Genomic DNA, 20,078 nt, shown 5'->3' with positions numbered 1-20,078 from the left:
TCTCTATCGGGCCAAGTCAGTGGCGGGCGATGGTCATGCAACTTCGAGGAAGTTGGTGGTTCCACGGCGCAGCGATCGCCGCCGCAATGCTGCTGTTAGCGTCGCCGGCGCGAGCAGGCTGCAACCCAGGCGACATATTCAATGCTGCCAAACAGACGGTGGGCGGACTGTCGAGTTGCGCGGATGCCTGTGCGGACGGAGCTGGGTGCGCTGCGGCGGCTGCAGCCACCGGGGTCCTCACCGAGGTCGCCGGCGCTGCGGGGCAAGGCGCGGTCAACTCGTTCTGCAGCAAAGTACAGGGAAACCTCACCCAGATCCTCGCCCAACTGCAGTCGGCGGGCGGCTCGAAGATTGGACAGGGCCTGCTCGGGGAGCTCGCCAATGTGCTGTCCGCCGTCGGTTCGCCCGCGAAGGTCATGCAATGCGCCTGCTCAACCGAGCAGGGGGCGGGTTCCCTTGGCTCGGACATCGGGCAATGCATGGAGGACGCGCTGTGCTGGCTTCAGGAAGAGATTGGTCTCGGCGCTTGCGATTGCACGCGACCACCGCCCCGTTTCGCCAATTGCGCTGCCATCGACCTGAAGAAGTGTGAAGGCAAGGACTTCCTCACCAGAATGCATGACCCTGCATGTGTTGCGCCCGGCTCGATCGGCCACTCCATCCCGAGCTGCCAGAGCACGGGGAGCTACATGGAGCCGTGGCAGCCGACATTGGCATGCACGACGACTGCCGAGGGAACACTCATCGAGCAGTTGCCCCCTTCCGCTGAGGGTACAGGTTGCGAAGGAGTGCAGTATTGCTTCTGCCCGTCGCCGATGAAGGCTGACTGGCAGGAAGTCCCCAATCCTGATTCAGGCGATCATCGATACGCCTTCGCGTGCGAGTGCCCGGACGGCACGCATCCCGGCGCCATGATGCCGAGCGGGATCTCGTCATGTCTGTGTGACAACACGAACCAGCCCGCCAACTTGGGCTTTGCGCCGTTCGGCATGTGTCCGCCGCCGGCGTGCCCCACCGGACAGGTTCGCATCGGCGGCATCGGCGACTGCATCACGCCATGCGCCGATCCGAGCCAAGGCATGGCGTTCGATGGGAGTTGCTGCAATCCGGCCCAGATGACCTCCTGCGGGCAATGCTGCCCGCCGGACACCATCCCCGACCCGAAGAGCGGCACCTGCGTTCCGCGACCTGAGCCCCCGAAATGAGGCGACAGAACATCATGGAATATTGTCGTCATACCTCGTTGGCTATCGCCGCTCGTGCGATGCGGCGCATCGTCATCGTGTCGAGCTTGGCACTCGCGCTCGTCAGCACGGCATCGGCTCAGGCCCCCCGGAGCATCTACGCGCCGGGCCAGGCGGTCGTCACCGGTTTCTCCGGCGGTCTGCGTCCGTTCGAGATCGAGCCCGGCCAGGACCCCGATCTGAACTCCTTCATTAATCCAGACGGACCGTCGCTGCGCGTCGTTGATCTCAGCCGCATGGGCGGGCCGCCGGAAGCACAGGTGGTCGGCGCTCCGAAACCGTTCACGGTGAGCGCGAAGTGGATCGGACAGGTGTTCGGTGTTGCGCTGGACGACCAGTCGCCCCCCAACATCTATGTCGCGGCGACATCGGCCTATGGGCTGCCCATCGTCGCACCCGGATCGGATGGCAAGCCGCAGCACATCAGATCCGGGAGGACCGGTGCAGTCTTCATGCCGGCACAATGGGGCCCCGGAGGAGGCCCTGGGTCGATCTGGAAGATCAACGGCCTTACCGGCGAGGTGAAGCTATTTGCGAACGTCCTCACTGAGGGAAAGGCGAACTCGGGCGCAGCGCTCGGCGCGCTCGCGTATGATTCTGCCACGAAGTCGCTGTTCGTCGCCGACCGCGAGACCGGCCTGATCCATCGCCTCGACCCGAACGGCGCGGATCTCGGCGTCTACGATCACGGCACCGCCGGCACGGCCGCCGTCGGGCTTGCGCCGATGCCCGCTGCTGGCGGGGCCGGCATTAATCTCGCGAGCCCACAGTTTGATAGCGCCCGCCCCGAGACCTGGGGCTATGCCGCGACGGCACGGCGCGTGTTCGGTCTCGCGATACGCGATCGTCGTCTCTATTACGCTGTCGCCGACGGACTGCGCATCTGGTCGGTCGGCCTCAAGCCGGATGGTTCGTTCGGCTCGGACATCAGGATCGAGGTCGCAGTGCCACCCGCGGCCGGCCCGACCGAAATCTCGCGCATCACCTTCGATGATGCAGGGCGGATGTATCTTGCCGAGCGGCCGGCGCCGACTGGCGCGCAGGATTTCGAGGCGCTGTCGGCGCCATCGATCGGTCGCGCGCTGCGCTATACCATGATCGGCGTCACCGAGGCCCAACAGCCGATCTGGCAGGCCGTGCCGGACGAATATGCGGTGGGCTTCCCCGAGACCTTCCGCAACGACAATGGCGGCGTCGCCATCGGCTACAGCTACGATGAGCGCGGCAACATCAATCCCCGCTCCTGCGGCGGCTTCGTCTGGATCACCGGAGAACAGTTGCGCTACACGACCGACCCCAAGCTCTCCGCAGAGCTTGGTCATACAGACATGCTCGCAATCGACGGCCTGCAGGGAAATCCAGCTTGGCGCATCCGTCGTGGCGATGCGCCGCCGCGGATGAGCTATTTCATCGATTATGCCGATGCGCCGCCCGATCTGTCGGCCCGGGGGCATCTGGGAGACATTGCTATCCTGCGGATCTGCGCGGAGCAGCCGACGGAGCTGCTCCCGGGCCCGCTCCCGGCCGGCGTGCCGCTGCCACCGCCGAGTTTCCGCGCCTGTCAGACGCATGTATGCGGTCCCCCGGGTTTCCCGGTCTGTCCGATCAATCAGGTGTGGAGCAAGGGCGCTTGCGCGTCGAACTGCGCGCCGCCTGAAATCCTCCTGGGCGGCAGGTGCTGTTCACCTGCCGACCTCGGACCCGGCGGTGCCTGTTCGAGCGGCTCGATTCCATCGACTGACATTGCCAAACCGATGTGCGGGGTCACCCAGACGGCGATCGGCCCCAAGCAGGAGTGCTGCAACAACGATCACATCTATTCCGGTCCGGGTGGCGTTCAGGCTTGCTGCCTGAGCGCTCTCGTGAATGGCGTTTGCGAGCCCTCCATTCCGAAAATCCCAAACGGAAAGTGCCCGGATTGCTGTTCGCCCGGCTATGTGAAGATCGCGGGCAAATGCTGCCTGAAAAGCCAGGCGACTTCGAAAGGGGTTTGCTGTCCGATCGGACAGACGCCGAGCGCCGACGGGACACAGTGCCAGCCAACGTTCAAGATTCCCAAGATCTCGCTTTGCTGTGCCGCAGGCTACGTCCCGACCGCGGCGGGCAAGTGCTGCGCGACCGCAAACCTGACGACGAGCGGCGAGTGCTGTCCGGCCGCCGTCAATCCGAAGGATCGCTCGCGATGTGTTGCGCCAGCCCAGAAGAAGTCCGTTCCGCAAGAGCCCTGCGCCGCGGGCAAAGTTCGCGACGACGAGGGCGTTTGCGTGGCGCGAAAACCCTCGCCTGTGCCTGTCGTGCCCGGGCCGTCACCGCGACGTCCCTCGATACCCAAGGTTCCAGACAAGCGCGCGCCGTCTAACACAGGCCCGATCACCTGCCCGCCCGGCATGGTTCCCGGGCCACTCGGCAAGCGCTGCTGGCCGGCCGCACGTGGTCGCATTGCGCCGCTTGCGCCTCGCTGGACTGCACCACCGCCGCTCGAGAGAGGTCGCTAGGAGCTTTGTGTGGTGCCGATGATGATGCAGTGCTCGCTTGTCGTGGTGAAGAACACGAGTGGAAGGAACTGAGGGATGATTGGAGTAACTGACATGCCGAAGCTCTCGCGCATTCGTATTCGTGCCATCACAGCAGTCACGCTCGTTGCCGCGGCGATCGCCGTACCCAGGACAGCCCAGGCTGAGTGGCAGCGCGCGGACATCGACCAGGCGATCCAGCAATATCTCGCCGCGCACCCGGAAGCCCTGGGGCCGGCAATCGAGAAATACCTGGCTGATCACCCGGAGGCGGTGCGCACTGCCCTGATGGCGCTGATTGCCAAGCGCAACGCTGTCGCCCAGACCGCGCCCGCGGCTGCGGCGGCCAGCGTCAAGCAGGCGATCAGTGACAACGCCAAGGCGCTGTACAACGCGCCGTTGCAGACGACACTCGGCGCCGCTGACGGCACCAGGACGGTGGTCGAATTTTACGACTTCAACTGCGGCTATTGCCGCAAGGCGCTCGGCGACACCCTTGCGCTGATCGCCGACGAACCGAACGTGCGCATCGTGCTCAAAGAGCTTCCGATTCTCGGGCCGGACTCCGTCGAAGCCGCGAAGGTCGCGATCGCGCTGCAGATGCATCATCCCAGTGCCGGGGAATCCCTGGAGTTTCATCGCCGCCTGCTGGCGAAGAAGGGAAGGGTCGATCGTGCCGCGGCGCTTGAGGTGGCCGCAGATCTCGGCTTCAACGCAGGCGAGATCGAGAAGGATGCGGCGAGCGTCGAGGTGAACGAGGCCCTGCAGCAGAACACGCGCCTTGCCTCGGCGCTCGGCATCAATGGCACGCCGGGTTATGTCGTCGGCGACAGCATAGTCCCCGGGGCGGTCGGGGCCGCAGGGCTGAAGGCACACCTCTCGGCTGTGAAGGAACCATAGCGCGCGAGCGGCCGAGGCTTGGCACCAGCTCCGCCAAGTGCGTTCCGGTGACGTCCCCGCACAGGAACAGACGCACCTGACGCAATGCGTCGGTCATGGTGGCGACGCTGGTTGCGACATGGATGCGGCGGGCAACTGCTGGCGGTTGCCAGTGCCGCATCTGCGCATGGCCAAATTGACATTGCTCAATAGTCGCGTGAGCTATTCGAGCTACCTGATGTCATGGATGATTTTGCGCCAGGCACTCTCGAGCGTCGTCGCGCCTTGATCGCGCTCGTGAAGGATCTCGTCCACGAGCTTCATCCTCAGCGCGGCCGGTTCATGGAGGTCGAGCCTTCGAGTCGCATCGAGCGAGACCTCGGGATCGACAGCCTCGCGCGCACTGAATTGATCCTGCGCATCGAGCGGGCTTTCCACGTTCGCCTTCCGGCGCAGGCGGTCGGCGAGGCAGAAACCGTCGAGGATCTGGTCCGCGCGCTCGAACGGGCCGGCCCGACGCTGGACCGCCCGGTCTCAGTCGGGCACCCGGTTTCGGCGCTTCCGGCCGTACCGGCCGCAAGCGAGGCGCGCACCTTGATCGAGGTGCTGGACTGGCACACCACGCGACACGCCGACCGGCTGCATTTGACAGTATTGCAGGACGAGGCGACGACGCTCGGGACGCTCAGCTATGGAGAACTTGCGGCGAAAGCCCGGCAGGTGGCCCGTGGTCTGATCGCACGAGACATCACGGCAGGAGACCGGATTGGATTGATGCTCCCAACCAGCATCGATTTTTTCGTCGCCTTCTTCGGCATTCTCTACGCCGGCGCGATACCGGTCCCGATCTACCCGCCGATGCGCCTGTCGCAGCTTGAGGACCATCTACGGCGCCAGACCATGATTTTGCGCAATGCCGGCACCCGGATGCTGATCACCATGCCGGAAGGACGGCGATTAGCCGGCCTGCTTCGCAGTCTGGTGCAAAGCCTGGTCAGCGTCGCCAGTGTCGCCGACATCGAAGCCTCCGCGGCGCCGGCGCCGCTACCCCATTTGAAGGATGCGAGTGCAACGGCCCTGATCCAGTATACGTCAGGCAGCACCGGTGACCCGAAAGGCGTGGTGCTCAGCCATGCGAAGCTGCTCGCCAACATCAGAGCGATGGGCACGGTGATGGAAGCCGGTTCCGCCGACGTCTTCGTCAGCTGGCTGCCGCTGTATCACGACATGGGGCTGATCGGCGCGTGGCTCGGCTGCATGCATTATGCAGCACCGCTCTACGTGATGTCGCCGTTGAGTTTTCTGATCCGACCGCAGAGCTGGCTGTGGGCGATGCATCGGTATCACGCAACGTTTTCAGCATCGCCCAATTTCGGTTTCGAGCTATGCCTTGCCAAGATCAGCGATGATGATCTCGAGGGACTCGATCTGGGCTCGCTGCGCATGGTCGCCAACGGCGCCGAACCGGTCAGCGTCCAGACTCTGCGCCAGTTTGCCGAGCGGTTCGGCCGTCACGGCTTTCCCGCAAAGGCGATGGCGCCGGTCTATGGCCTGGCCGAAAACTCCGTCGGCCTGGCTTTTCCGCCGCTCGGCCGCGGGCCGGTCATCGATCGCATCAATCGCGACGAACTGAGTATTCACGGCATCGCGAAGCCGGCACCGCCTGGCGATACAGCGGTCCTGGAGATTCCGGCGTGCGGCCAGCCGCTTCCCGGCCATGAAATCCGCGTGGTTGACGCGACCGGCCGCGAGCTGGGCGAACGGCGGGAAGGACGGATCGAGTTTCGCGGCCCATCGGCGACAAGCGGCTATTTCCGCAACGAGACGAAGACGCGCGAACTGTTCCATGGAGATTGGCTCGACACCGGCGACCGCGGCTACATGGTTGGGGGCGACATCTTCGTGACGGGACGAGTCAAGGACATCATCATACGAGCCGGCAGGCATCTCTATCCCCAAGAGATCGAGCAAGCAGTTGCCAATATCCCGGGCGTGCACAAAGGCGGCGTCGCGGTGTTCGGCGTACCCGATCGCGTCTCGGGGACGGAGCGCGTCGTCGTGCTGGTCGAAACCCGTGAGTCCGACCAACCTCGCCGCCTCGAGTTGCAGGCGCGCGCCCAGGAGGTTGTGACGGACGTCGCAGGCACGCCACCCGACGAGATCGTGTTGGCGCCGCCCCGCACAGTGCCGAAGACATCGAGCGGAAAGATTCGCCGCAGTGCGGCCCGGGAGCTATACCAAAGAGGCGATATCGATACGCACCAGGGCACACTTGGTTTGCAGTTGTTGCGTCTTGCCCTTGCCAGCGCGGCGACTCAGGCCAGTCGGCTTGGCCGACTGCTCTACGAGGACATCTATGCAGCATGGTGGTGGATCATGCTCGGCGGCGCCTTTGCTGCGGGATATCTTGCCGTGCTCATCCTTCCGACGCCGAGATCGCGCTGGTCGGCGCTCAGGCAGATCGGTCGCATTGCGCTCGCAGGGATGGGCGTTCCGCTTGCGATCAAGGGCCTGGAGAAAATCCCTGCGCAAGGGGCGGTACTCGTATTCAACCATTCCAGCTATATGGACGCCTTTGCTCTGGCTGCGACACTCCCCGGGGAGCCAGCGATCGTCGCAAAGCGTGAATTGGCCGAGCAGCTTGTCGCAGGACCAATCCTGCGCCGGCTCGATATTCCCTTCGTCGAACGTTACGACGTCTCGGGCAGCCTGACGGATGCCGCGCGACTGGGTGCGCTAGCCCGCGACCGGCGGCTTCTCGTCTTCTTTCCAGAAGGAACGTTCACCCGCAGGGCCGGGTTGTCCGGCTTCTATCTCGGCGCCTTCAAGACCGCGGCAGAAGCCGATCTTCCCGTTCTGCCGGGCATCATCGCCGGCACACGGACAATGTTGCGCAGCGATCAGTGGTTCCCGCGCTACAGCGCAGTCAGCATCGAGATCGGCGATCCGATCCAGCCCGGCGGCATCGATTTTCAATCCATCATTCGGCTGCGCGACCAAGTGCGACAATGGATGCTCGCTCGTTGCGGCGAGCCGGATCTGGAAGAACTCGTCAAGCCCGAGCCGATGTCCCCCGCAGCCTGAAGGAGAGAGCCATGAAGCTCGTTTCCAGCGCCTTTGCCGACGGAGCGGTCATTCCGCGGCACTTTACCTGTGACGGAGACAACGTTTCGCCTCCTCTACAGTGGTTCGGTGCGCCAGCGGGAACGCGGAGCTTCGTGCTGCTCTGCGACGATCCCGACGCGCCCGCCGGCACTTGGCATCACTGGGCGGCCTACGACATTCCGCTCACGAAGACGGAGCTTGCCGAGAATGCCACGAATGTGATCATCAAGGAAGCGGTGAACGACTTCCACAAGACCGGCTATGGCGGGCCCTGCCCTCCACATGACCACGGGCCGCATCGTTATCATTTTCGGCTGCTCGCGCTTTCGACCGACCATGTCAGGGCCAAGGCAAACGCGTCCTGCCGGGATATCGAGCGCGAGGCACGCAAATTTGCGCTCGCGGAAGCGGTTCTTGTCGGCCGCTATGAGAGATAGCGCTGCCAACCTGAGCGCACAGAAACATGACCCATTGTCAATCAGCGGTAAAGCGCGCGTGTCGGGCATCGGCAAGAAGCTCGCGAGACGCGCCCCCATTGATATGACTAGGGTGGCGTGATCGCGGCCCTCGAACTGGATCTCCGGCTCGCTCGCCTGGTGTCATCGACAATGACCGTCAGCTCATATGCGCCTCCAAACGCGGGCGCCGCACCTGCGTCGTCAGTGCAAACCCAACAGGACTCCAATTACGGCTGGATGAAACTTCGGGGACAGGTCACATGGTGCCAAACCGGCAGACCGCGGGGCTCACTGTTGACGCAGATCAACGAGCGTCCGCGCGCTCGGACCAAATTTTAGCTGGTACAGCGACGCGTCGGGCGCGTTCGCAATGAACCGGAGCCAATCATGACCACCACGGACGCGGCGAACTCCCGCGGCGGGAGTGAAGCTCAGACCGAGCAGCGGCAATGGGAACGAATCCGCAAGCGCCCGCAAGACTACGTCGGCGCAAACCTGATCGATTATGATCAGGCCAGGCGGACCTTCTCATGGGCCGATGCGCGAGCCTTGCTCGACGGGCTTCCCGGCGGCGGTCTCAACATCGCCCATGAGGCCATCGACCGCCATATGAAGGCCGGTCGCGGCGACAAGCTTGCGCTGCGCTGGATCGGCCGCGACGACAGCACTCGCGATTTCACCTATGCCGCGCTCGGCGCCCAGGTGAACCGCTTCGCCAACACCCTGGCCCGGCACGAGATAAGGAAGGGCGACCGGGTCTTCTCGCTGCTCGGGCGGGTGCCGGAACTCTACATCGCAGCCCTCGGCACGTTGAAGAATGGCGGCGTGTTTTCACCCTTGTTCTCGGCGTTCGGACCCGAGCCCATCAAGGCGCGCATGACGATCGGCGGAGCCAAGGCGCTCATCACCACCGAAGCCTTCTATCGCCGCAAGATCGAGCCCTGGCGCAGGGAGCTCGCCAGCCTGGAAAGAGTGTTCCTGACTGAATGCTCGGCCACTTTGCCGCCCGATACGATCGACCTTGCTGCGGCGCTTGCGGAGGCCTCTGAAGTCTTCGAGACGGTGCGGACCCTCCCTGAGGATATGGCGCTGCTCCATTTCACCAGCGGCACGACCGGCACGCCCAAGGGAGCGGTGCATGTGCACGAGGCGGTCATCGCCCACAATGTGACCGGCAAGCTCGTGCTCGACTTTCATCCCGACGATATTTTCTGGTGCACCGCAGACCCGGGATGGGTCACCGGGACTTCTTACGGAATCATTTCGCCACTGACCAATGGCGTGACCATGGTCATCGACCAGGCCGAGTTCGACACCGAGCGCTGGTACCGCATTCTGCAGGATCAGAAAATCACGGTCTGGTACACCGCGCCGACCGCAATCCGCATGTTGATGAAGGCCGGCGCCGAATTTGCCAAGAAGTTCGACCTGTCGACGCTGCGCCTGCTCGCCAGCGTCGGCGAGCCGCTCAATCCGGAAGCCGTGATGTGGGGCATGGAGGCTTTCGGCAAGCCGTTCCACGATAATTGGTGGCAGACCGAGACCGGCGGCATCATGATCACGAATTTTCTGTCGATGGACGTGAAGCCGGGGTCGATGGGCCGACCACTACCCGGCATCGAGGCCGGCATCGTCGAACGATTGGAAGGCGGCGGGCTGCGCGAGATTGCCAAGCCGATGGCCATGGGCGAATTGGCCTTGCATCCTGGCTGGCCGTCGATGATGCGGGGCTATCTGAACGAGGAGGCGCGCTACAAGAAGTGCTTTGCAGGCGGCTGGTATCTCACCGGTGACCTCGCGATGCGCGACAGCGATGGCTATTACTGGTTCGTCGGCCGCGCCGACGACGTCATCAAGAGCTCCGGCCATCTGATCGGACCTTTCGAGGTGGAGAGCACCCTGATGGAGCACAAGGCCGTTGCGGAAGCCGGCGTGATCGGCATCCCGGAGCCCACTGCCGGCGAGGTGGTCAAGGCCTATGTGGCGCTCAACCCGGGCTTTGCGCCGAGCGACGCGCTGCGAAAGGAGCTCCTCGGCCACGCGCGGCAGCGGCTCGGACCGGCGGTCGCGCCAAAGGACATCGCGTTCCGCCAGAACCTGCCGAAGACTCGCAGCGGCAAGATCATGCGGCGCCTCCTCAAGGCCCGCGAACTCGGTCTGCCCGAAGGCGACCTCTCCACTCTCGAAAGCGAGGAACGATGACGGTTGCAGCCACAAAGCCGCATTTGTCGCGCGAGCACATGCTGGGTCTGCTCAAGCACATGATCCGCATCCGCCGCTTCGAGGAGAAATGTGCCGAATTGTACACTCAGGAGAAGATCCGCGGCTTCATGCATCTCTACGACGGCGAGGAAGCGGTCGCTGTCGGAGTGATAACCGCGCTGGAAAAACGCGATCGGATCGTGGCGACATATCGCGAGCACGGGCAGGCCCTGGTGCGCGGCGTGCCGATGACAACCGTGATGGCCGAGATGTACGGCAAGCAGGAAGGCTGCAGCCGCGGACGTGGCGGCTCGATGCACTTGTTCAACGCCGCGACCAATTTCTATGGCGGCAATGCCATTGTCGGTGGCGGCCTGCCGTTGGCGATCGGCCTTGCGCTCGCCTCCCATATGCAGGGCGATGATCTCGTCACGGCATGCTTCTTCGGAGACGGCGCGGTGGCCGAAGGCGAATTCCACGAAAGCCTGAATCTGGCGGAGCTTTGGCAGTTGCCGGTGTTGTTCGTGTGCGAAAACAATCTCTACGCCATGGGAACCGCGCTCGCCCTTTCGGAATCCGAAACTGACATCCAGCGCAAGGCGGCATGCTACCGCATCACTTCGGAAGCCGTCGATGGCATGGATGTGGTGGCGGTCGAGGCGGCGGCCCGCCGCGCGGTCCAGGCGGTGCGCAAAACGCGCATGCCCTATTTTCTTGAATGCCGCACCTATCGGCTGCGCGCGCATTCAATGTTCGATCCCCAGCTCTACCGCGACAAGGCCGAGGTCGAGTCGTGGCGTCCACGGGAGCCGATTGTGCGTTTCCAGGGATGGCTCGAGGCCAATCACATGGTCCATCCGGACGAGGTGTCCCGCATGACGGCCGAGATCGATGCCGAAATCGCTGAAGCAGTCGTTTTTGCTGAGGCCGGGACATGGGAGCCGACCGAGCAACTGAGCCGCTTTGTTTATGCAGACAGAGCGGTCCCCACCGGGATGTGAGGTTTCATGCAGCAGGTGGCACCCAGGACCAATGCAATCGAGATGACCTATCGCGAGGCGGTGCGTGCAGCGCTTCGGGACGCGCTCAGCCGCGACAACCGCGTCTTTCTGATGGGTGAGGACGTCGGTCGCTATGGCGGCTGCTACGCGGTGAGTCACGGACTGCTCGCCGAATTCGGGCCGCAGCGGATTCGCGATACGCCGCTCTCGGAGTCAGGCTTTACCGGCGCCGGCATTGGCGCAGCAATGGCTGGCATGCGGCCGATCGTCGAGCTGATGACGGTCAATTTCAGCCTGCTCGCGCTCGATCAGATCCTCAACAATGCAGCGACGGTGCGCCACATGTCGGGCAATCAGTTCGGCGTGCCGCTTGTGATCCGCATGGCCACCGGTGCCGGCCGCCAGCTGGCAGCCCAACATTCCCACAGCCTTGAAGGCTGGTACGCACATATTCCCGGCATCAAGGTGCTCGCGCCGGCAACCTTGGAAGATGCCCGCGGCATGCTGTGGACCGCCCTACAGGAACCCGACCCGGTGCTGATCTTCGAGAACGTCATGCTCTACAACATGTCGGGCAAGCTCGCGTCCGGTGCCGGAGCCGTCAATATCGACAAGGCTGCCGTGCGCCGCCAGGGCCGCGATATTTCTCTCATCACCTATGGCGGGTCGCTCTGGAAGACGCTCGAGGCTGCGACCGCGCTCGCAACCGATGGCATCGATGCCGAGGTGATCGATCTGCGCAGTCTGCGGCCGCTCGACGACGCCACGATCATGACTTCGGTGGCCAAGACCCGACGTGCCGTCATCGTCGACGAAGGCTGGCGCTCCGGGAGCCTGGCGGCAGAGATCGGCATGCGCATCGTCGAACAAGCCTTCTGGTCGCTCGACGCGCCGATCGGGCGGGTTTGCAGCGAGGAGGTGCCGATCCCCTACCCTCACCACCTCGAAAACGCGGCACTGCCACAGACAGCGAAGATCGTGACCGCTGCGAAAACGGCGCTCGGCCGGACGTGAGGCGGGCCGTGGCCGAATTCCTCATGCCCTCTCTCGGCGCCGATATGGAAGCCGGCACGCTGGTGGAATGGCTGGTGAAGCCGGGAGACCGGGTCAAACGCGGCGATATTGTTGCGGTGGTCGAGACACAGAAGGGTGCGATCGAGATCGAAACCTTCCTGGCCGGCGAAATCGAAAAATTCCTCGTCAATCTTCACAGCAAGGTGCCAGTCGGAACGCCGCTAGCACTGATCCGTACCGACGGTGAAGAAAGAGCCGCCGTCACAGCGCCGGTGCCACCGCCGTTACCTCTGCCAACCGCGCATCCCCCGATTGCGGTGCCCTCCCAACCACCGCCCACGCCGATCGGCGCGCCAATGCCGCCACCGCTTGCGGCTGCTGTCGTGGGACGGCTTCCCGCTTCGCCTGCCGCACGACGGCTCGCCGCAGAACGCGGCGTCGATCTCTCCACCATCACCGGCAGCGGACCGGGCGGAGCAATCGTCTACGTCGACGTGGAGCGACAGTCCGGCGCAACCCCGCCACCAACCGAAAAGAGGCGCGCGGGCTGGCTTGATCTCGCGGCGATGCGGACAGCCATCGCGGCCGCAATGGCCCGGTCGAAGCGGGAGATCCCACACTATTATCTTGAACATCAGATCGACGTCACGCCATGCGAACACTGGCTGGCCGACCAAAACGTGGCGCTTCCGCCCGACAGCCGCCTTTTGATCGGCGCGCTTGCGCTGAAGGCGGTCGCGCTGGCGATTCGTCGCTTTCCAGCCTTCAACGGCTTCTACCGCGACAACAAATTCGAGCCGTCAAAGGCGGTGCATGTCGGGGTTGCCATTGCGATCCGCGGCGGCGGCTTGGCGGCGCCGGCTCTGCATGACGCGGACCGACTGCCGCTCCACGACTTGATGAGCAGCTTACGCGACCTGGTGCAACGAACGCGCTCGGGGCGGATTCGCAGTTCGGAACTGTCAGATCCGACGATCACAGTATCCAGCCTAGGCGAGCGCGGAGTCGAAGCTCTCTATGCCATCATCTATCCACCCCAGGTCGCGATCGTTGGCTTTGGTAAGGTCGTTACGCGTCCCTGGATCATCGATGGCGTGATCGGCCCCCGTTCCGTGGTGACCATGACGCTGGCAGGTGATCATCGCGTGACCGATGGACACGCCGGCGCCTTGTTTCTGGCCGAGATCGGCAGACTTTTGCAGGAGCCTGAAAAGCTATGACCGAGATCGAGATTCGCAAAATCACGCAGGGTGAGCTCAGCGAAATCGTCAAACAGGAGCTTAACAACATCGCGCCAGAAGTCGATCTGGCAAACATTGATCCAGCAGCTGATTTGCGCGAGACCGTCGATATTGACTCGATAGACTTCCTGAACTTCGTGACCGCCCTGCATCACCGCACGGGCATCGATATTCCGGAGATCGACTATCCCAAACTCGTTACTCTCTCCGGAATGATCGCCTATCTCAGAGCCAAACTGGAATCGGCCAAGGAGTAAGTTGGTTGCGCCCGCGGGAATTGCGAGTTCTGAGCCTTGCCCGGCAACTTCAATCGCCGGCCGCTTGAATCAGGATGCAACGGGCGGCGGCGCGCGCCCCCCCGGTCGGAGCGATGCTGGGCTCTGTCTAAGGACGAGAAGTCCTGTTTCTGCTAGGCAGTCGGCACGCGATAGCGTGCCCACAGCAACGCGATTGCACAAGATCCGAGTCTCGCCAGTGATTTGTCGGCCCGGCTCGTCAGAATGATGGGAACGCGAGCACCGATCACAACGCCCGCAACGTCCGCGCCGGCGAGATATTCGAGTTGCTTTGCCAGCATGTTACCCGCCTCGATGTCGGGCACAACAAAGATATCAGCCCGTCCGGCAACCGGAGAGATGATGCCTTTGCTCGTCGCCGCCTCCCTGGAAACGGCATTATCGAAGGCGAGTGGCCCGTCGATGACGGCTCCAGTGATCTGACCGCGATCCGCCATCTTGCAGAGTGCCGCCGCATCGATCGTGGAGCGAATCTTCTCGGTAACAGTTTCGATTGCCGAGAGAATTGCGACGTGAGGCGACGGATTGCCAAGCGCATGCGCAAGGTCAACTGCGTTTTGCACAATATCCCTCTTGTCGGAGAGATTTGGATAGATGTTGATGGCTGCGTCGGTCACGAAAAGCGGCCGCGGATAGAGCGGGGTGTCGATGACAAATATGTGGCTCATCCTGCGCTCGGTCCGCAGCTTCTCCTCAGCCAGGATCGGCATCATGAATTCATCTGTATGCAGGCTGCCCTTCATCAGCGCTTCCACCCCGCGGTCGCGGGCGAGGGCGGCCGCCTGTACAGCGGCCGCATGGCTGTGCTCAGCCGGAACGAGTTCGTAAGGGGTCAAATCGAGCTTGGCCTGCTCGGCCGCCGCCCGTATCTTCGCCTCGGGCCCGACCATCACGGGCAGAATCAAGCCCGCTCGCGCTGCTTCGATGGCACCGCTGAGAGACAGGGCATCAACTGGATGGACGACGGCTGTGCGGAGGGGCTGCAGGCCTTCCGCTTGCTCAATGATCCTCTGATAGTGACGGCCCTTCGCTTCGGGGCGGACAGACGCGCCTCCTTGCTGGACTGTGATGGTTCCGCTGTCCATAGGATTCATCCGACATGACTCCGCTCGGAGATGCTTGTCATATCCAGCCCCATGGACAGACGGGTGCCATGAGGTAAATCAAAGGTCTGACGACCAGGCAGGCGGCTTGAGAGAAACGTCAATCCAGCCGCGGAGGTTGCGAGGCTGGAGCGGATCGGCGATATCCAGCATTGCTTCAAACTGCCTTTCTGCGCAGGGCTGGTCATGACACGTCGCGTGCCTGCATCGTTGTTACTTGGCAGCGAATCGCAGAAGCTTGTCAGGCTTGCGCCCAGCGTCGTGATCGTCGTGCCGTCACGGACTGGCTGTTCACGTTCGGCTGAGGCAGGTCGCATGTGGCCGGAGACGAAAACGATCCATCTCGTCTCCAATCGGCTCTCGAACGGCGCTACGATCCCTTGCGCTCGTTTTCGGTCCCGATACCGGGCGCCGACTTCTCCGAGCCAGCCCCGAGATAATGTTCGAACCAGCGAGCAGCATGCTCAATAACCGCCTCCAGCGCTCCCGGCTCGGGAAACAGGTGGCTGGCACCCGGAATGATTTCCAGGGCCTTCAAACCCTGCAGCCGTGCCAACGCCTCCTCGTTGAGTTCGATCACGCCGACATCCGCTCCTCCCACAACAAGGAGGGTGGGGGCCCGAACTTCATCAAGGAAGTCACCAGCAAGGTCCGGACGGCCGCCCCGCGATACGACAGCCCTCACGCGGCGGGGAAATTTCGCGGCCGCAACGAGTGCAGCCGCAGCTCCAGTGCTGGCCCCAAACAGGCCCAGGGGAAGCCTTGCGAGAGACGGCTGTGCATCCAGCCAGCTGACAACGCCAGCGAGCCGATCCGCTAGCAGCGAGATATCGAAGACGTTGGCCCGATCATCCTCTTCATCGTCGGTGAGAAGATCGAATAGAAGCGTCGCCATACCCCGGGTGTTCAATGCGGTTGCGACCGCCCGGTTTCGCGGACTCAACCGACTTGAACCACTCCCATGTACGAAGGCGACAATTGCATAGGCATCTCCCGGGACATGCAACACTCCTGCAAGACCAATCGGCGGGATCCGGATGTCGTGGGTGTCACTTCTTACCTGTGCCATCGATAAAGCGGCTCCTCGGTAGAGGCCGCAACCTTGTCTTCTCGATAGGCTTTGTTTCTTGACACAGATCAATGAGTGTCCGGTTCTCCGGTGACGATCTTACAATCACCAATTGTCACGGAGAGCGGAAAATGGCGCTCTTCGAGCGAGATTGGGTGTGATCTACGCGAAAGCTTCTATAGCGCGCGTCGGGTCGCTTGACTGGCTTTTCCGCGAATATAAGCAGACGAAGGCGTATCTTGAGAAGGTCTCGAAGCGGTCGTGGCCAAGCTATGAGCACAGCATGCAAGCCGTCTGCGATCTGCGAAACAAAAAAGGTGAGCGCATCGGATCGCTGCCGATCAAGAGTATCACCCCGCGCGCCGCGAATAGCGCGGGCGAAAGTGTCCTCTTTCGGCGCGGCGAAAAACTCGTCGGCCTATGCCGCAAGGCATGGCGCGTAGTTCACCGACTATACCCGGCCGAATTCGCCGTCGAGTGTGAACGTGACGGGCAGACCAAATTTCCTTCCGCATCCGTTGAACGAGCTTCTGCAGGCCGGAGAACGAGTAGGGTTTGCTGACAGTCTCGACGCCTGCCGACACGGCGGGATGACCGAGCTTGAGGAAGCCGAACTTGCCGAGGGACAGGGGCGCGCCCTGTCGGCACCCTGCACAAAGGAAAGTTGCGCCGGCTATGCCGAGCGCACAGCTCCGCGCATCCTTGCGGCCACACGCAAACGACGAGCTCACGTCTTGGCGAGCACAACGCAAACGGAGTTTCAGAATGCGGTCTCTGGCGAGTTTCAGAACAACAAAATCGTGAAAATGTAAGATACTGACCGGGCAGCAGAAATCTGGCTGGGGCGGGAGGGATCGAACCTCCGAATGGCGGAATCAAAATCCGCTGCCTTACCGCTTGGCTACGCCCCATCAGGCTCGGCGGATCGGCGTAGCGTGGAGACGCCCGGCGATTCCGGATCGGCGTCCGTGGTCTACAGAGCGCGCCCGCCCATTTCAACCGCCGGGCGGCAGGAATTTTACGGCGCGCCCAAGTGATCCGGGGCTGCCGCCAATTCGTCAATTTGGACAAGCTCTTATCCCGCCCGTCCCGAGCCGCCGCGGCGGCCTGCCGCAACGACTTGCGAAAAAGTTGAGACCCGGCCGGTTTCATGGGATGACGGCGGCCAAACCGGCAAATTTCGACCCCCGAGGACACGCCATGACCTATCGCGCCCCGCTCAACGACATGCTGCTCGCCCTCAACCACGGCGCCGGGCTGAAGGCGGCGGTCGAGGCCGGCCATTACGGCGATTTCGACCCCGACATCACCGCCGCCGTGCTCGAGGAGGCCGGCAAGTTCGCCACCGACGTGCTCGCCCCGCTCAACACGATCGGCGACAGGAACGGCGTCAAGCTCGCCGACAAGAAGGTGACGACCGCGCCGGGCTGGCCCGATGCCTACAAGCGCTGGACCGAGGCCGGCTGGAACGCGGTGTCCGGCCCCGAGGCGCATGGCGGCCAGGGCCTGCCGCTCGCCATCAACGCCGCCTGCACCGAGATCTGGAGCGCCTCGAACGTCGCCTTCGGCCTGTGTCCGCTGCTGACACTCTCCGCCATCGAGGCGCTCGACGCGCACGGCAGCGACGAGCTGAAGGACATCTATCTCGGCAAGCTGATCTCCGGTGAGTGGACCGGCACCATGCAGCTGACCGAGCCGCAGGCCGGCTCCGATGTCGGCGCCTTGCGCACCCGCGCCGAGCGCGCCGCCGACGGCACCTACCGCATCACCGGCTCGAAGATCTTCATCACCTATGGCGATCACGACATGACCGACAACATCGTGCATTTCGTGCTCGCGCGGCTGCCGGATGCGCCGGCCGGCACCAAGGGCATCTCGCTCTTCCTCATCCCCAAATTCCTCGTCAACGCCGACGGCTCGCTCGGCGCCCGCAACGACATCTATGCCAGCGGCATCGAGCACAAGCTCGGCATGCACGCCTCGCCGACCTGCACCATGACGATGGGCGACCATGGCGGCGCCATCGGCTATCTCGTCGGCGAAGAGAATGCCGGCATGCGCTGCATGTTCACGATGATGAACCAGGCGCGGCTCGGCGTCGGCCTCGAGGGCGTCGGCGTCGCCGATCGCGCCTATCAGCAGGCGCTGGCCTATGCGCAGGAGCGCAAACAGGGCCGCGCCGTCGGCAGCAAAGGCACCGGCTCCGATGCGATCATCGCCCATCCCGACGTCAAGCGCATGCTGATGCAGATGCGCTCGCTGACCGCCGCCTCGCGCTCGATCTGCTACGCCACCGCCGTCGCGCTCGATGTCGCCGTGCGCGCCAAGGATCCGGCCGTCCGTGCCGAGGCCGCCGCGCGCGGCGCGCTGCTGACGCCGATCGCGAAGGCCTTCTCCACCGACATCGGCAACGAGGTCGCCTATCTCGGCGTGCAGATCCATGGCGGCATGGGCTTCATCGAGGAGACCGGCGCCGCACAGCACTATCGCGACGCCCGCATCACCGCGATCTACGAGGGCACCAACGGCATCCAGGCGATCGACCTGGTGACGCGCAAGCTCGGCGCCAATGGCGGCGCCTCGGTGTTCAAGCTGCTCGACGAGCTCACCGACATCGTCCGCCGCGTCGAGGCCTCGAACGATCCGGCCTTCGGCACCACCGGCGCCAAGCTGCGCGACGCGCTGGGCGCGCTCGACCGCTCCAGCCGCTGGCTGCTGGACAAGCTCGGCACCGCGCCGAACGACGCGCTCGCCGGCGCCACGCCTTACCTGCGCCTGTTCGGCTCCGCGCTCGGCGGCTGCATGCTCGCCAACGAGGCGCTGGCCGCGCGCAGCGAGAACGAGACCGACGGCGCCCGCCACGTCGCGCTGGCCCGCTTCTTCGCCGAGACGTTCGCGGTGCAGGCGCCGTCGCTGGAAAAGACCGTCACCGACGGCGCCGACGCCGTGCTCGCCGCGGAGGCCGTGCTGGTGGCGTGAGGACTCGAGCCACACAATGTGCTGGTGGCGCGACATGCGCCACACAAAAGGTGTCGTCCCGGCCTTGAGCCAGGACCCAGACTCACCGGCGGTCATGGCTTGGCCCAATCGCTCCTCCATCGTGCCCCGCACTCCTCCCTGGGGTTATGGGTCCCGGCTCAAGGCCGGGACGACAGTTGAGGTTGTGGCCACGCCCTGCCCCGCACTACGTCATTGCAAACTTTGTGGCGATGAAGGTCGTTTCTTGCGCAGGCCGTCTACTCGGAATTCCGCCATCGCGAGCGCAGCGAAGCGATCCAGGGTCGAGCAAGGACTCTGGATTGCTTCGCTGCTGTTCAGTCCGGAGACATAGCTTACACCTGTTCGGAGACATAGTTGACACTTTTTGGGTCGCGCAAATCGATCGCTGCGATCTGATGCGCGGCAAAGAAAACTCCGAATTGTCCGTCTTGGCTGAGCGGCCGAATAGCGAGCCGCTCACCGCGAAAAGCTTGCGGAACTTTCCAGAGCTGTCCCTCGAAACTGACGTAGGCCTTCGTGCTCGACACGGATCGGACGATTTCTCCCTCGTCGTATTCGGCCCTCGGAAGGCGATCCGGCATCGTGCGTTGGCTGGGCCGATAGCGGCTTGCCGGTACGTTGAAGTCGAGAGCTTCGTGCGGCCGATCGAGATTGTAGACGGCTCGCCATTCGTCGAGCGCCCGCTGGACGTCGGGAAGGTCTCTGTAACGCTTGAAGGCAAAGACCTCGGCCTTCAGGCTGCGATGGAAGCGTTCGTTCTTGCCTCGGCTCTGCGGATGGTAAGGGCGACTGTGGATCGTTCGAATGCCGAGCTTCAGCAGCCAGACCGTCAGCGCGGTCCAGGGGTCTTCGAGGGTAAAGCCCCAGGGGCCACCATTGTCGACGAACATCGCATCCGGCAGTCCATAGCGGCGGAACGTCGTCTCCAAATGTCCTTTGACCGTAGAGCCGCG

At 63.6% G+C, this 20,078-nt stretch carries 14 protein-coding genes and 1 tRNA gene; 11 read left to right on the top strand and 4 right to left on the bottom strand.

Annotated features, from left to right (window positions below):
• The first annotated feature begins 29 nt into the window (after nucleotides 1–29).
• The 10 genes from ACQR2C_RS31410 to ACQR2C_RS31365 all read left to right on the top strand — a co-directional run bounded on the left by ACQR2C_RS31410 (nucleotide 30) and on the right by ACQR2C_RS31365 (nucleotide 13,914).
• Nucleotides 30–1,205, top strand: a complete 1,176-nt coding sequence (locus tag ACQR2C_RS31410; protein ID WP_434882857.1) for a hypothetical protein — start codon at nucleotides 30–32, stop codon at nucleotides 1,203–1,205.
• Nucleotides 1,202–3,739, top strand: a complete 2,538-nt coding sequence (locus ACQR2C_RS31405) for a hypothetical protein (protein ID WP_434882856.1) — start codon at nucleotides 1,202–1,204, stop codon at nucleotides 3,737–3,739. Before ACQR2C_RS31410 ends, ACQR2C_RS31405 begins: the two co-directional genes overlap by 4 nt.
• A gap of 93 nt (nucleotides 3,740–3,832) precedes the next feature.
• The gene (locus ACQR2C_RS31400) at nucleotides 3,833–4,657 is read left to right on the top strand and encodes a DsbA family protein (protein WP_315802378.1); all 825 of its coding nucleotides are present in this window, start codon (nucleotides 3,833–3,835) and stop codon (nucleotides 4,655–4,657) included.
• A 222-nt stretch (nucleotides 4,658–4,879) separates the two neighbouring features.
• Entirely contained in the window at nucleotides 4,880–7,720 is a 2,841-nt protein-coding gene (locus ACQR2C_RS31395) for an AMP-binding protein (RefSeq protein ID WP_434882855.1), read from the top strand.
• Between the two features lie 11 nt (nucleotides 7,721–7,731).
• Entirely contained in the window at nucleotides 7,732–8,178 is a 447-nt protein-coding gene (locus ACQR2C_RS31390; protein WP_434839789.1) for a YbhB/YbcL family Raf kinase inhibitor-like protein, read from the top strand.
• A 408-nt stretch (nucleotides 8,179–8,586) separates the two neighbouring features.
• Nucleotides 8,587–10,401, top strand: coding sequence for an acetate--CoA ligase (gene acsA, locus ACQR2C_RS31385; protein ID WP_434882854.1), 1,815 nt, complete (start codon nucleotides 8,587–8,589; stop codon nucleotides 10,399–10,401).
• Nucleotides 10,398–11,402, top strand: a complete 1,005-nt coding sequence (gene pdhA, locus ACQR2C_RS31380) for a pyruvate dehydrogenase (acetyl-transferring) E1 component subunit alpha (protein WP_315802374.1) — start codon at nucleotides 10,398–10,400, stop codon at nucleotides 11,400–11,402. Before acsA ends, pdhA begins: the two co-directional genes overlap by 4 nt.
• Nucleotides 11,403–11,408: 6 nt before the next feature.
• Nucleotides 11,409–12,416: an alpha-ketoacid dehydrogenase subunit beta gene (locus tag ACQR2C_RS31375; protein WP_315802373.1), complete on the top strand. Its 1,008-nt coding sequence runs from the start codon at nucleotides 11,409–11,411 to the stop codon at nucleotides 12,414–12,416.
• A gap of 8 nt (nucleotides 12,417–12,424) precedes the next feature.
• A complete protein-coding gene (locus tag ACQR2C_RS31370) occupies nucleotides 12,425–13,636 on the top strand; it encodes a dihydrolipoamide acetyltransferase family protein (protein ID WP_315802372.1) in 1,212 nt (403 codons plus the stop codon).
• Entirely contained in the window at nucleotides 13,633–13,914 is a 282-nt protein-coding gene (locus ACQR2C_RS31365; RefSeq protein ID WP_434882853.1) for an acyl carrier protein, read from the top strand. Before ACQR2C_RS31370 ends, ACQR2C_RS31365 begins: the two co-directional genes overlap by 4 nt.
• Before the next feature lie 152 nt (nucleotides 13,915–14,066).
• On the opposite strand, the gene ACQR2C_RS31360 is transcribed toward ACQR2C_RS31365, so the two are convergent.
• The 3 genes from ACQR2C_RS31360 to ACQR2C_RS31350 all read right to left on the bottom strand — a co-directional run bounded on the left by ACQR2C_RS31360 (nucleotide 14,067) and on the right by ACQR2C_RS31350 (nucleotide 17,036).
• On the bottom strand, nucleotides 14,067–15,038 hold the full coding sequence (locus tag ACQR2C_RS31360; protein WP_434882852.1) for a bifunctional enoyl-CoA hydratase/phosphate acetyltransferase: 972 nt from the start codon (nucleotides 15,036–15,038) through the stop codon (nucleotides 14,067–14,069).
• Between the two features lie 388 nt (nucleotides 15,039–15,426).
• Nucleotides 15,427–15,951, bottom strand: a complete 525-nt coding sequence (locus tag ACQR2C_RS31355; RefSeq protein ID WP_315802369.1) for a dienelactone hydrolase family protein — start codon at nucleotides 15,949–15,951, stop codon at nucleotides 15,427–15,429.
• 1,010 nt (nucleotides 15,952–16,961) lie between these two features.
• Nucleotides 16,962–17,036 (bottom strand) — tRNA-Gln (locus tag ACQR2C_RS31350).
• Between the two features lie 289 nt (nucleotides 17,037–17,325).
• Between ACQR2C_RS31350 and ACQR2C_RS31345 the strand changes: the two genes are divergently transcribed.
• Complete coding sequence (locus tag ACQR2C_RS31345) at nucleotides 17,326–19,104, top strand: acyl-CoA dehydrogenase (protein ID WP_434873935.1); 1,779 nt, start codon at nucleotides 17,326–17,328, stop codon at nucleotides 19,102–19,104.
• Between the two features lie 353 nt (nucleotides 19,105–19,457).
• On the opposite strand, the gene ACQR2C_RS31340 is transcribed toward ACQR2C_RS31345, so the two are convergent.
• Nucleotides 19,458–20,078, bottom strand: a 621-nt coding sequence (locus ACQR2C_RS31340) for an integrase core domain-containing protein (protein ID WP_434882851.1), incomplete at its 5' end; no start/stop codon positions are given.

The organism is Bradyrhizobium sp. HKCCYLRH3061, from assembly GCF_051168015.1.
Lineage (GTDB): Bacteria > Pseudomonadota > Alphaproteobacteria > Rhizobiales > Xanthobacteraceae > Bradyrhizobium.
Note: the sequence above shows the minus strand (reverse complement) of the source record. Positions and strands in the feature narration are given on the sequence as shown.